This window comes from Streptomyces sp. NPDC005931 (assembly GCF_042871235.1).
Taxonomy (GTDB): Bacteria; Actinomycetota; Actinomycetes; order Streptomycetales; family Streptomycetaceae; genus Streptomyces.
This window is the reverse complement of sequence record NZ_JBIAIG010000020.1, coordinates 1-13,425: the sequence shown is the minus strand read 5'-3', so window position 1 is coordinate 13,425 and position 13,425 is coordinate 1. Positions and strand designations below refer to the sequence as shown.

Annotated in this window: 11 protein-coding genes; 8 read left to right on the top strand and 3 right to left on the bottom strand. The window is 73.6% G+C overall.

Going from position 1 to position 13,425, the window contains the following annotated elements:
* The 4 genes from ACFYOV_RS30730 to ACFYOV_RS30715 all read left to right on the top strand — a co-directional run bounded on the left by ACFYOV_RS30730 (position 1) and on the right by ACFYOV_RS30715 (position 4,877).
* The gene (locus ACFYOV_RS30730) at positions 1-600 is read left to right on the top strand and encodes a TetR/AcrR family transcriptional regulator (RefSeq protein ID WP_389093292.1); all 600 of its coding nucleotides are present in this window, start codon (positions 1-3) and stop codon (positions 598-600) included.
* A 455-nt stretch (positions 601-1,055) separates the two neighbouring features.
* Positions 1,056-2,660 (top strand): citramalate synthase, encoded by a 1,605-nt coding sequence (gene cimA / locus ACFYOV_RS30725; protein WP_389093290.1) that lies wholly within the window; start codon positions 1,056-1,058, stop codon positions 2,658-2,660.
* Between the two features lie 94 nt (positions 2,661-2,754).
* Entirely contained in the window at positions 2,755-4,113 is a 1,359-nt protein-coding gene (locus ACFYOV_RS30720) for a hypothetical protein (protein WP_389093288.1), read from the top strand.
* A 131-nt stretch (positions 4,114-4,244) separates the two neighbouring features.
* Entirely contained in the window at positions 4,245-4,877 is a 633-nt protein-coding gene (locus tag ACFYOV_RS30715; RefSeq protein WP_389093285.1) for a YdeI family protein, read from the top strand.
* Positions 4,878-4,945: 68 nt separating this feature from the next.
* On the opposite strand, the gene ACFYOV_RS30710 is transcribed toward ACFYOV_RS30715, so the two are convergent.
* Positions 4,946-5,572, bottom strand: a complete 627-nt coding sequence (locus ACFYOV_RS30710) for a YceI family protein (protein ID WP_389093283.1) — start codon at positions 5,570-5,572, stop codon at positions 4,946-4,948.
* 133 nt (positions 5,573-5,705) lie between these two features.
* Between ACFYOV_RS30710 and ACFYOV_RS30705 the strand changes: the two genes are divergently transcribed.
* Positions 5,706-7,025 carry a glycosyltransferase gene (locus ACFYOV_RS30705; protein ID WP_389093278.1) on the top strand — a complete coding sequence of 440 codons (1,320 nt, stop codon included), beginning with the start codon at positions 5,706-5,708 and terminating at the stop codon, positions 7,023-7,025.
* Between the two features lie 15 nt (positions 7,026-7,040).
* Here ACFYOV_RS30705 and ACFYOV_RS30700 read toward each other — a convergent pair whose 3' ends face one another.
* Positions 7,041-7,916 (bottom strand): DMT family transporter, encoded by an 876-nt coding sequence (locus ACFYOV_RS30700; RefSeq protein WP_389093275.1) that lies wholly within the window; start codon positions 7,914-7,916, stop codon positions 7,041-7,043.
* A gap of 25 nt (positions 7,917-7,941) precedes the next feature.
* Positions 7,942-9,441 (bottom strand): hopanoid C-3 methylase HpnR, encoded by a 1,500-nt coding sequence (hpnR, locus tag ACFYOV_RS30695; protein ID WP_389093473.1) that lies wholly within the window; start codon positions 9,439-9,441, stop codon positions 7,942-7,944.
* A gap of 302 nt (positions 9,442-9,743) precedes the next feature.
* Here hpnR and ACFYOV_RS30690 point away from each other — a divergent pair, with 302 nt between their 5' ends.
* The 3 genes from ACFYOV_RS30690 to ACFYOV_RS30680 all read left to right on the top strand — a co-directional run.
* Positions 9,744-10,592 (top strand): SDR family NAD(P)-dependent oxidoreductase, encoded by an 849-nt coding sequence (locus ACFYOV_RS30690; protein ID WP_389093273.1) that lies wholly within the window; start codon positions 9,744-9,746, stop codon positions 10,590-10,592.
* A gap of 53 nt (positions 10,593-10,645) precedes the next feature.
* A complete protein-coding gene (locus ACFYOV_RS30685; protein WP_389093471.1) occupies positions 10,646-12,934 on the top strand; it encodes a polysaccharide lyase 8 family protein in 2,289 nt (762 codons plus the stop codon).
* A gap of 154 nt (positions 12,935-13,088) precedes the next feature.
* On the top strand, positions 13,089-13,425 hold a 337-nt coding region (locus tag ACFYOV_RS30680; RefSeq protein WP_389093271.1), incomplete at its 3' end, for a carboxyl transferase domain-containing protein.

Below are 13,425 nucleotides of genomic sequence, written 5' to 3'. Positions count from 1 at the left end.
ATGGCCGGAGCGCGCAGGAACGCCCCGCCCCGCGAGGACGTGCTCGCCGCCGCCATGGCGATGATCGCCGAGCGCGGGCTGGAGAAGCTCACCATGGCCGCGCTCGGCCGTGAGGTCGGCATGAGCAGCGGCCACCTCGTCTACTACTTCCACTCCAAGGACGAGTTGCTGCTCCAGACCCTGGAGTGGAGCGAGGGGCGCCTCGGGGTCGAGCGCTCCCGCCTGCTCGCCCGCCCGGAGACCGCCCGCGAACGCCTCGACGCATTCGTGGGCCTGTACGTGCCCCGCGGCCACCACGACCCGCACTGGACGCTGTGGCTCGAGGTCTGGAACCGCTCGCAGAACGCCGACGAGGCGGCCCGCGACCGCCAGGCGGCCATCGAGGGCGCCTGGCACCGCGACCTGGTCGCCCTGCTCGCGGAGGGTGTTTCCCGGGGCGAGTTCCGGCCGGTCGACCCCGACCGCTTCGCCGCCCGCCTGCGCGCCCTGCTCGACGGTCTCTCCCTCCACGTGGCGATCGGCCTGCGCGGCACGGACCGGTCCCACGTCCTCGGCCACATACGGGAGTTCCTCGCCGAGACGCTCCTCGCAAACGCCTGAACCCGCGGCCCGGTCGTACGCAATGCGGCGGATCGACCGGGTGGCCGGTGATGCCCTCGGCTCCGGGACCCTCGGCGCCGGGCGGGAAGCCCCCCGGGGAAACGGGGGAACACGTGTCCGGCGTCGACTCCGGGCACGTGCTGAGCGCCGAACACCCACCGCCCGCATCCTGAGACGGACCGTGAGCACGGGGGCGGCTTGTGCCACACTGCCCCCGTGCTCTCGTTCGCCACGATTATTGGCAGCAGGCGCGCCGGTCCGCAGTGACCGCACGTACGACAACGTACGGGCGGACACCGTCGTCCTCGACCCGCGCGCAGACCTCTCGCACCCGCGAGAGGTTTTTGTGTTTCTGGCCCACCCACGGCCGGGGACCGAGCGCGAGGGACCATTGGGGGGACGGTGGAGCCGGTCATTCCGGTAGACCGAGATCCAACACAGGAGCCTTCAAGACCATGACCGCAACCAGCGAGCTCGACGACTCGTTCCACGTCTTCGACACCACCCTGCGCGACGGCGCCCAGCGCGAGGGCATCAACCTCACGGTCGCCGACAAGCTCGCCATCGCCCGGCACCTGGACGAGTTCGGCGTGGGGTTCATCGAGGGCGGCTGGCCCGGCGCCAACCCGCGTGACACCGAGTTCTTCGCCCGCGCCCGGCAGGAGATCGATTTCCGGCACGCCCAGCTGGTCGCGTTCGGCTCCACCCGCCGCGCCGGCGCCACCGCCGCCGAGGACCCGCAGGTCAGGGCGCTCCTGGAGTCCGGCGCACCGGTGATCACCCTGGTCGCCAAGTCGCACGATCGGCACGTGGAACTGGCGCTGCGCACCACCCTGGACGAGAACCTGGCGATGGTCCGCGACACCGTCTCCTTCCTCAAGGGCGAGGGCCGGCGCGTCTTCGTCGACTGCGAGCACTTCTTCGACGGCTACCGGGCCAACCCCGAGTACGCCAAGGCCGTCGTCCGCGCCGCGTCCGAGGCGGGCGCCGACGTGGTCGTGCTGTGCGACACCAACGGCGGCATGCTCCCGGCCCAGATCCAGGCCGTGGTGTCCACGGTGCTCGCCGACACCGGCGCCCGGCTCGGCATCCACGCCCAGGACGACACCGGCTGCGCGGTCGCCAACACCCTCGCCGCCGTGGACGCGGGCGCGACCCACGTCCAGTGCACGGCCAACGGCTACGGCGAGCGGGTCGGCAACGCCAACCTCTTCCCGGTCGTGGCGGCCCTGCAACTCAAGTACGGCAAGAAGGTCCTGCCCGACGGCAAGCTGCGCGAGATGACCCGCATCTCGCACGCCATCGCCGAGGTCGTCAACCTCACCCCCTCCACCCACCAGCCCTACGTCGGCGTCTCGGCGTTCGCGCACAAGGCCGGCCTGCACGCGTCCGCGATCAAGGTCGACCCGGACCTCTACCAGCACATCGATCCCGAGCAGGTCGGCAACACCATGCGGATGCTGGTCTCCGACATGGCCGGCCGCGCCTCCGTCGAGCTCAAGGGCAAGGAGCTCGGCATCGACCTCGGCGGCGACCGCGAACTGGTGGGCCGGGTCGTGGAGCGGGTCAAGGAGCGCGAGCTCAAGGGCTACTCGTACGAGGCGGCCGACGCGAGCTTCGAGCTGCTGCTGCGCGAGGAGGCCGAGGGCCGGCCGCTGAAGTACTTCGACGTCGAGTCCTGGCGCGCGATCGTCGAGGACCGCCCCGACGGCACCCACGCGAACGAGGCCACGGTCAAGCTGTGGGCCAAGAGCGAACGCATCGTCGCCACGGCGGAGGGCAACGGCCCGGTCAACGCCCTGGACCGGGCCCTGCGCGTCGCCCTGGAGAAGATCTACCCCCAGCTGGCCAAGCTCGAGCTGGTCGACTACAAGGTCCGCATCCTGGAGGGCAAGCACGGCACCCAGTCGACCACCCGCGTCCTGATCTCCACGTCCGACGGCACGGGCGAGTGGTCCACGGTCGGGGTCGCGGACAACGTGATCGCGGCGTCCTGGCAGGCCCTGGAGGACGCCTACACCTACGGTCTGCTGCGCGCCGGGGTCGAACCGGCGGCGTAGGGGACACCGGTGCCGGGCCCGGTCGGAATCCCACCTGGAAATCCGATACGGGCCCCATGCCCGTTTCCGGGCGTATTCGGGTAGCTTCGAACGTATGAAGGCTGCGCCCACGCGTACCCTCGTACGCCTGCTGATCGTGCCGGTGGCCGCCGCGCTGGCGGTCCTGATGGCGGGTGCGCCCGGAGCGGGCGCGGCCACGGACATCTCGGTGGTCGCACAGGCCCTGCGCGAGAGTCCCGTCTACGTCGACCCCGCGGCCCAGGACATCCTCCCGGAGTCCGACGCCGAGGCCCTGGCCGACAAGATCGAGGACGCCGACAAGCCCGTGTTCGTCGCGGTGCTCCCGGCCGACTACCCCACCGACAACCTCTTCCGCAACCTGCGCACCGAGACGGGCATCACCGGTCTGTACGGCATCCGCCTCGGCGACGGGTTCGACGCCCGCGCCGACAGCAGCGTGCTCAGCCGCCAGGGCGTGCAGAACCTGGTCACCGCCGTGCAGGGGTCCGGTGACGCCAAGGCCCAACTGAACGACTTCGTCGACGACGCGCTGCGCAACCTCGGCGGCTCGGCCCCGAGCGGCTGGAGCGACGGCGGCGGCGGTGACGTGCCGGTCGGCGGTCTGATCACCGTCGGCGCGGTGCTGGCAGCCGGCGGCGCGGGCGCCTACGCCCTGGCGCGGCGCAACCGGCGGCGCCACGAGGAGGAGCAGCGGGCCGCGCTGGAGAAGCTGCGCGTGGTGGTCGACGAGGACATCACCGCCTTCGGCGAGGAACTCGACCGCCTCGACTTCCACCCCGCCGAACCCGGCGCCGACGACGCGATGCGCACCGACTACGAACACGCCCTGGACGCCTATGAGCAGTCCAAGCAGCTGATGGCCGTCGCGGGCAGGCCCGAGGACGTGCGGGCCGTCACCCAGGCCTTGGAGGACGGGCGCTTCGCCTTGGCGAGCCTCGCCGCCCGCCGCGAGGGCCGCCCGCTGCCGGAGCGCCGCCCGCCCTGCTTCTTCGACCCGCGCCACGGCCCCTCGGTCGCCGACGCCTCCTGGACCCCACCGGGCGGAGCCCCGCGCGAGGTGCCGGTGTGCGCGGCGGACCGCACGCGCCTGGCCGAGGGCCGGGACCCGGTGATCCGCGAGGTCGACACCGACTACGGCCGCCGCCCGTACTGGGAGGCCGGCCCGGCCTACGGCCCCTGGGCCGGCGGCTACTTCGGCGGCGGCATCCTGCCCGGCCTGCTCATCGGCACGATGCTCGGCGGCATGATGGCCACCCCGGCCTACTCGGCCGACTACGGCGCCGGTTACGGCGACTTCGGGGGCGGCTTCGAGGGCGGCGACGTCTCCGGTGCCGAGTTCGACGGCGGCGATTTCGGCGGCGATTTCGGCGGCGGAGGCTTCGGCGGAGGCGACTTCGGTGGCGGCGGCGGGGACTTCGGTGGCGGTTTCTGAGCCGGAGGGGAACGGCGGAACGAGCAGAACGAGCAGAACGAGCAGAACGAGCAGGACGAGGGGAACCAGGGGAACGAGGAGCACGAGGAGCACGAGGAGGACAGGAACTGTCCTCCATCCCGTCTAGCGCCATGACGACCTCAGAGATCCCCGGACCCGCCCGCGCCTTCGAGACGCCCGCCCGGCTCGACGCCTGGCTGTCCGCCCACCCGGCACCTCATCCGGGTCTGTGGGTGAAGGTCGCGAAGAAGGGCTCGGGCATCGCCTCCGTCACCGCCGCCGACGTCAACGACGTCGCCCTGTGCCACGGCTGGATCACCGGGCAGCGCAGGCGGCTCGACGAGTCGTACTTCCTCCAGCGGATCACTCCGCGCCGGCCCGGGAGCCTGTGGTCCATGGTCAACGTGCGCCGCGTCGAGGAGCTGATCGGCGAGGGGCGGATGCGGGCCGCCGGGTTCGCGGAGATCGACGCCGCCAGGGCGGACGGGCGCTGGGAGGCCGCGTATGCGTCGCAGAGCGAGGCGGTGGTGCCGGCGGAGTTCGCCCGGGAGCTGGAGCGCAGTCCGCGGGCCGCGGCGCGGTTCGAGGCGCTCGGACGCACCGAGCGCTACCTCGCCGTGCTGGGGGTGCTGCGTGCGGCGACCCCGCCCGCCAGGGCGGCCCGGGCGCGGGCGGCGGTCGAGAGGCTGGAAGGCGGTCCCTCGGAGAACGGGCAGCCGGGGCGCGGGCACGCCGAGCGCCCGCCCTCCCGTACGGGGGAGTAGGGGGGCGGGCGCGCTCAGGGGGCGGCGTCGCGGGACGCCGTCGGCGGGCTCGGGGCCCGCAGGCCGGGTCAGGCGTTGCGGATGGCCGAGATGTCGAAGTTCAGCTTGATCTTGTCGGACACCAGGACGCCGCCGGTCTCCAGCGCCGCGTTCCAGGTCAGGCCCCACTCCGAGCGCAGGATCTCCGCCTTGCCCTCGAAGCCGACGCGCTCGTTGCCGAACGGGTCCTTGGCGGCGCCGTTGAACTCGAGGTCGATGGTCAGCGGGCGGGTGGTGCCGAGGATCGTCAGGTCGCCGGTGATGCGGTAGTCGTCGCCGCCCAGGGCCTCCGCCTTGGTGGAGCGGAAGGTCATGGTCGGGAACTCCTCGGTCCGGAAGAAGTCCGAGCTCTTCAGGTGGCCGTCACGGTCGGCGCTGCCGGTGTCGATGCTGTCCATGACCACGTCCAGCGACGCGGTGGAACGGGACGGGTCGGAGCCGTCGAGGTGCAGGGTGCCGGTGAAGTCCTGGAAGCTGCCCTTGACGTTGGTCACCATGGCGTGCCGGGCCACGAAGCCGATGGTCGTGTGCGACGGGTCGATGGTGTAGTCGCCGGTCAGCGCGGCCAGGTCCGGGCTCACGGCGGTGGCCGTGGCGGTGGCGGTGGCCGTGGCGGTGGCGGTGGCGATGTCGTTCCTGCGGCCGAAGATGCCCATGGTGTTCCTCCTGATCACGTTGAATGTTCAACTAACTGAACGGAATCCACCGTAGACCTATTCCGTTCAACTTTCAACATCTTCCGGGCGTTCTTTTCGCGTGGATCACTCGAAGGGGTGGTACCCGGCCCCCGTGACCTCCGTCGCGGTCCTGGTGGAGCTGCTGCGGCGCGACACCTCGGGCGGCCAGGTGAAGTGCTGGGAGCACTTCGCGCAGAGCGCCGCCCGACTCCCGCGCCGCTCACCCGTCGCGGACGGCTCCGCCCCCGGCGGCCCGGACCTGGACCTGACCGTCTACTTCCTCGGCGAGCGCGAACACGTCGAACCCCTGTCCCCGCATGTGCGGTACATGACGCTCCGGCCCGTGCTCAGTTCCGCCGCGGCACGCTCCGCCGAAGGCGCCGAGGACGTCTGCGACCTGGCTCCCCACCACCCCCGCCTCGCTGCCCTGCTGCCCCGGCACGACGTCTGGCACCTGACGCACGGCTTCGCCTTCGCCACCACCGCCGTGCGCCTCGCCCGCCGCGCGGCGACCCGTCCCGGCGTCCCGCTCCCGCGCCTGGTCGCCTCCGTGCACACCGACGTGCCGCTGCTCGCCTCGGTCTACGCCCGCTACCTGGCCGACCGGTGGCTGCCGGGTGCCCCCGACGCGGTGGGCGCGTTCCTCGCGGCCCGTGCGGAGAACGGGCTGCGCCGACGCCGGGACCGGTTGCTCGACGCCTGCGAACGCATCCTGGCCCCCACGCCGGAGGGGTGCGCCGAACTCGCCCGCACCCTCGGCCCGCCCCGCGTCGCCCTGCTGCGCCGCGGCATCGACCACGAGCTCTTCCGGCCCGACCACACCGCCCGGGCCCGCCTCGTCCGGGAGCACGGCGTGCCGGCCGACCGCGTACTGCTGCTGTTCGCCGGCCGGCTGGACGCCACGAAGGGGGTGCCGCTGCTGACCGAGAGCGTGCGGCTGCTCCGCTCCCGGGGCAGCCCCGTCCACCTCGTCCTCGCGGGCTCCGGCCGGGAGGAGGGCGCCGTGCGCCGCGCCCTCGGCCCCGACGTCACCCTGCTCGGGCCGCTCCCGCAGCACCGGCTGGCCGGGGTGTACGCCGGCTGCGACGTCTTCCCGTTCCCCTCCCGCACGGAGACCGCCGGGAACGTCGTCGCCGAGGCCATGGCGAGCGGCCTGGCGGTGGTCCTGCCCGAGGGCGCGCACACCACCCGCTGGCTCGCCGCACCGGGACGCGACGGTGTCGTCGTCCGCCCCGACGACCCCCGGCACTGGGCGGACGCCCTGGGCGCGCTGGCCGACCGGCCGGCCCAGCGGGAGGCGGTGCGCCGGCGGGCCGCGACGACGGCGAGGAAGAGCCACCCCTCCTGGGACCGGGTGCTGGCGGAGGACCTCCTCCCGGTGTGGACGGGCCGCTGCCGCCCCACACCGGGCAGCCGACGCGGGCCGGGCTGACGAACCGTCTGGCCGTCAGCCCCGCCCCCGCTCCCGCCCGTGCAGCGCAGCGATCACCGGGGACGAGTCCAGGCCCGCGATCCCCGCTCCCACCAGCGCCAGCCCGGCCATCGTCACCACGGACAGCGGCCAGCCCGTGTGCACCGCCTCGCCGAAGACGAGGGTGCCCACGGTCACCGCGACCACCGGCTCCGTCGCGTCGAGCACCGTCATGCTCGCGGCCAGCGGACCCTGCTGGAACGCGCTCTGGATCAGCAGCAGCCCGCCCACGCTGGTGGCGACCAGCGCGTACGTCTGCCAGGCGGCCAGGGCGGTCGGCAGCCCGTACCGCAGCCGGTCCACCGTCGAGGCGAGCAGCACCGACTGCGTTCCCATCACCGCCCCGGCCGCCAGTGCCGTCGCCGACGCACGCCACGGTCCGGACAGCCGTCGCGCGGTCGCGAGGGCGGCGCACACCACGGCCGTGACCACGCCGACGGTCAGCAGCCAGGCCGGCGCGCCGGCCGTGCGCGGATCGCCGCCGTGCGGACGGGCGGACACCAGGGCCAGGGCCAGCCCCGAGGCCACCGCGAAGGTGCCCAGCCACTCCCGCCGGCCCAGCCGCATCCGGTGCAGCTGCGCCGACAGCGGCACCGCGAAGACCAGTTCGGCGACGATCAGCGGCTGCACCAGACTCAGCGGCCCGTACGCCAGCGCCAGCGACTGAAAGCCGTACGCCACCACCGCCAGCCCGATCCCGCACCGCCACAGCGGATCCCGGACCAGCCGCCCCAGCAGCCGCGCCGTGAACGCCTCTGCGTCCGGCCGGGCCGCCGCCGCCCACTGCTGCATGACGCCCGCGACCGCGAAGCAGACACCGGCGGCGAGCGAGGCGAGGACGGCGATCACCATGACGCGGCGGCCTTCCCGGAACGGGCTAGTCGGGCGTCCCGCGGGACGACGCCCCCAGGGTCGCGCCCCGCGTGTGGACGTACATCCGGCGCCGGTCGCCGACGTCGGCATGCTGGGGGAGCGGCAGCTCGTAGCGCACCGGCCGGGCGTGGTCGGCGAGCTGCCGGCGCGGGTTGTAGACCTGGTTGAACCTCCACAGCATGCGGGCGAAGTTGGTCTGCCCGTGCAGCAGGTTGCGGGTGAGCACCCGGGCCGCGCCGAACGCCGTGCGCAGGCCCAGGTGCTTGCGGTTGATCACCGCCTGGGTGCGTACCAGCTCCTCGTAGAACCGCTCCAGCGGCAGCGTGGTGGGCACCACCGCGTGCTGGATGTCGAAGAGGCGGTAGTCGCGGGTGGTGAGCCGGCGCGACTCGGTGTGCCAGATCTCGGTGCCCGGATACGGCGTCATCACCGTGAAGTGCACGATCTCCGGGACGGCGAGCGCGAACTCCCGCACCACCCGGAAGCGCTCCTCGTCCCAGGCCGGGTCCACGATCAGGTTGACGGCGACCTTGATGCCCAGCCGGCGGGCGGTCTCGAGGGCCTTGAGGTTCTCGTCGGGACTGATCCGCTTGCGGTACAGGTCCAGGCCCTCGGCGTCGATGGCCTCCATGCCGAGGAACATGTACCGCAGACCGAGCCGCGCCCACCGCTCGAACACCTCGGGGTGGCGCAGCAGGACGTCGGAACGGGTTTCCAGGTAGTACCGCTTGCGGATCCGCCGCCGCTCCACCTCCGCGGCGATCGCGTCCCCGTGCTCGGGCCGGATGAACGCCACGTCGTCCACGATGAACACGTTCGGCTCACGGACGGTCGCCAGGTCCTCGGCGGCCGCCTCGGGGGAGGCCTTTCGGTAGCTGCGGCCGTAGAACGTCCACGCGGAGCAGAACGAGCAGTCCCAGGGGCAGCCGCGGGTGAACTCGACGGACGCGCACGGGTCCAGCTCGCCGATGAAGTAGCGCCGCCGGCCGCGCATCAGGTCGCGGGCCGGGAGCGGTGTGTCGATCCCGTGCAGCATCAGCGGAGCGGGTCCGCGCCCGGCGGCCGTGACGACACCGGGCACGCCGTCCACCCCGCCGTCGCGCACCGCCTCCAGCAGGGGAGCGACCGCCGGTTCCCCCTCGCCGCGGACGACGGCGTCCACCGCGCCCCGCCCCTGTTCGAGCACCTCCTCGGCGACGAAGGAGACACTGTGTCCGCCCAGGAACACGAAACAGCCCGGCACCTCCTGCTTGACGCGCCGGGCCAGCGCGATCGCCTCCGGGATGTTCGCCAGGTAGTTCAGGGAGATGCCGAGGGCCTCCGGGCGGAAGGACCGTACCTCCGCACGCAGCCGTCCCGTGCCGAGCACCTGGAGGTCGACGACCCGCACCTCATGCCCGGCCTCGCGCGCGGCGGCCGCCACCCGCTCCAGGCCCAGCGGTTCGAGCCGCAGGAAGATCTCCGAGTACATCAGGGCGCTGGGGTGGACGAGCAGCACGCGCATGGTCACCTCGCCACGGAAGCCGGACGGAACCGGATACGGATGGGTGCCCCCTTCGTATCCCGGCACACCGGGCGGAGTACCGCCCCGTACGGCCGCCTGGCGGCACCGCGCGGCCCGCAGGGGTGGCCCCGCGACACCGGGCCGGGAGCCGGGCGCGGGCTGCCGGGCGGGGCGGGTCGGGTGAGCCCGCCGGGGCGAACGGATCCTGCGCTGGCGCGGTGCGCGGTGACCGGGTTGTCCTGGAAGGGGGACCCGAAGCGAAGACGCGACCAGAGCGGACTACAGCGCAGGGAGACCGACTCGTGACCCACACCGGCTCCGGCTCCACCCGTCCCGCGGCCCCCGTCGCACACCGACCCGCCACTGCTGCCACCGCCACGCGGGGCCACGGCCCGGTGCCGCGCGCGGACCGCCCGGTGGCCCTCGTCACCGGAGCGTCCTCGGGCATCGGCGCGGCCACCGCCCGGCGCTTCGCCGCCGGGGGCTGGCATCTGCTGCTCAGCGGCCGGGACCGGCGTCGCCTGGAGGAGACGGCCGCAGGCACGTGGGGGGTCGTGCTGCCCGCCGATCTCGCCGCCCCCGAGGGCCCGCGCCTGCTCGCCGAGTCCGCGCTCCGGTCGGCCGGACGGATCGACGTCCTGGTCGCCGGGGCGGGCATCGGCTGGGCGGGGCCCTTCGTCACCATGCCGCACACCGACATCGACCGCGTCCTGTCCCTGGACCTCAACGCCACGCTCCACCTGGTCCGCGAGGTCCTGCCCTCGATGGTGGCGGCCGGGCGCGGCCGGGTGGTGCTCGTCGGCTCGATCGCCGGCGAGGTGGGCGTGCGGGAAGAGGCGGTGTACTCCGCCGCCAAGGCCGGGATCGCCGTGTTCGCGCAGGCCCTGCGCCAGGAACTGCGCGGCACCGGGGTGGGCGTGACCCTCGTCGTCCCCGGCCCGGTCGACACGGGCTTCTTCACCCGCCGGGGTCGCCCCTACACCCGCTCCCACCCCCGCCCCACGACCCCCGGCCGGGTCGCCGACGCCGTCTGGGACGCGGTGCGCCGCGACCGCGACGACACCTACGTCCCCGGCTGGCTGACGCTGCCGCAACGCGTACGGGGCCTGGCACCCGGCGTCTACCGCAGACTCCTGGACCGCTTCGGGTGAGGGGACGCGGCCGGGCCGGCACCCGTCCGGACGAACTGTCCGGGCGCCACTGCGTGACCGCCGTCGGCCGTCGGACGGCCCCGGCCCCGTGGCGGCGTGCCCCGGCGACCGGCCGCACCGACCCCTACGACGCCCTCCGGGCACGCTGGCTCGACCTCGCCCTAGGGACCGGGTACGACCCCACCGCCGAGCCCTTCGCCGCACGGCTCGCCGAGACGGGGGAGCGGGCCCGGGCCTTCCTCGCGGCCATGAATCCCACGCCCGACTCGCTGTGGCCCGGCCGCACCTTCGACCCGCCCGCCGGGATCACCCACGGCTACGGCCGCCTGTGGACCATGACGCAGGCGTACGTCCGGCGCTGCACCGGATCGACCGGCGACCCGCACCTCCTGACCGGCATCCTGCGCGGCCTCGACCACCTGTCCGCCACCGTCTACCACCCCGCCATCACCCCCTACGGCAACTGGTGGGAGTGGCAGATCGGCACCCCCCGGCTCCTGACCGACATCACCGCGGCGCTCCACGACCACCTCGGGCCCGACCGGGTGTCCGCGGCCTGTGCCGCCGTCGGCCACTTCGTCCCCGACTCGGTCCTTGCCGACTACTCCGGCACCTCCACCGGCGCCAACCGCGTCGACCTGTGCCGCTCCGTCGCCCTGCGCGGAGTCCTCGGCCGTGACGCCGCCGGACTCGCCCGCGCCCGGGACGCGCTCTCCCCGGTCTTCCCCCACGTCACCCGCGGTGACGGCCTCCACGCCGACGGCTCCTTCGTCCAGCACACCTGGGTCGCCTACTCGGGCACGTACGGACAGGTCCTGCTGGACGGCCTCGGCCGGCTCCTCGCGCTGCTCGCCGGCTCCGACTGGGAGGTCACGGACCCGAACAGGCAACTCGTCCTCGACAGTGTCGAGCGCGCCTACGCCCCGCTGGTCCACGATGGCCTGGTGATGGACAGCGTCAACGGCCGTGCCATCAGCCGGGGTGCCCAGACCGGCGACGACCGGCCGCTGACGCGCTCCGACCACGTCCACGGCCACCGGCTCATCGCCGCCGTGGCCCTCCTCGCCGAAGCGGCGAGCCCCACCGAGCGCGACCGCTGGCACGCACGCGTCAAGGGCTGGATCGAGCGCGACACCGTCGCCCCGATCCTCACGGCACCCGAGGTGGACGTGGGCGACCTCGCCAGGCTGCACGCCGTCGCCGCCTCGCCGGTCCCCGCCGCGCCCGAACCCACCGGCCACCACCTCTTCGCCGGCATGGACCGAGCCGTGCACCGCCGTCCGGGCTTCACCGTGAACATCGCCATGGCCAGCGACCGCATCGCCCACTACGAGTGCGGCAACGGCGAGAACCCGCGCGGCTGGCACACCGGCGCCGGCATGGTCTCCTGGTGGGCCCCCGGCCACGGTGGCCAGTACACCGACTGGTTCTGGCCCACCGTCGACTGGTACCGCCTGCCCGGCACCACCGTCTCCACCAAGCGCCTGCCCGACGGGGCCGGCGGCGAGTGGGGCGCCCCGAAGCCGGACGTGCGCTGGGTCGGCGGCACCACCGACGGGGTGTACGCGGCGATCGGCCAGCACCTCAAGGGCCTCGGCTCCACCCTGGAGGCCCGCAAGTCCTGGTTCTGCCTCGCGGACGCGGTGGTCTGCCTCGGCGCCGGCATCACCTGCGCCGACGGCGTCCCGGTCGAGACGATCGTCGACAACCGCACCCTGGGCGCGTCCGGCACCGCCGCCCTGCACCGCGGTCCCGACTGGGCCCACCTGGAGGGCCATGGCGGCTGGCTCGTCCTGGACGGCGACCTGGAGACGCTGCGTGAGGACCGCACCGGCGCCTGGTCGGACATCAACACCGGGGGCACCCGCGAGCGCCGCACCCGCCGCTGGCAGACCCTCTGGCTGAACCACGGCACCGACCCGGTGGACGCCGGCTACGCCTACGTCCTCCTGCCCGGCGCCACCCGCTCCGCCGTCGCCCGCCGTGCCGCCGACCGGCGCAGGCTGCGGATCCTCGCCAACGACCCCGTCCGGCAGGCGGTCGCGGTCCCTCCCCTCGGCCTCACCGCCGCCAACTTCTGGCGGCCGGGCACCGCGGGGGCGCTCACCGCGACGTCCGCGGCGAGCGTGCTGGTCCGCCGCCGGGGCCGTACCGCTACCCTCTGCGTGAGCGGACCCACTCGAACGGGCGAACCGCTGGAGATCGTCTGGGACCGGCCCACTGGGGACGCGGTCCGGGCCGACGACACGGTGCGGATCCTCGCCACCGGGCCTCGGCTGAGGCTGCGCGTCACTCCGGGGGAGGTATGCGCCACGCACCGATGTGAGGTGACTCTCGGCTGACGGCTTTGTGGGGAACGTACAAGGCCGACGCCCTCTGAGCAGTCGGAACGGCTGCATGCCGCCGTGGTTCTGTTCAGGTGCACCAGGAAAACCCCCCGGAGACTGTGAGGAGTCGACGGCTCGCATTCCGCGGTGGGCTTCGTAAGGTCACTACATGACCGTTTTGGATGAGGTGCCGGGTGAGCCGACCGACGCGCGCGGACGCGTGGCCGAACTGCACGAGATCCGTGCGCAGGCACTGGCCGGCCCGAGCGAGAAGGCGACCCAGGCGCAGCACGCCAAGGGCAAGCTGACCGCACGGGAGCGGATCGAGCTGCTGCTGGACCCCGGGTCCTTCCGTGAGGTCGAGCAGCTGCGCCGGCACCGGGCCACGGGATTCGGTCTGGAGGCCAAGAAGCCGTACACCGACGGTGTGATCACCGGCTGGGGCACGGTGGAGGGCCGCACGGTCTTCGTCTACGCCCATGACTTCCGGATCTTCGGCGGGGCGC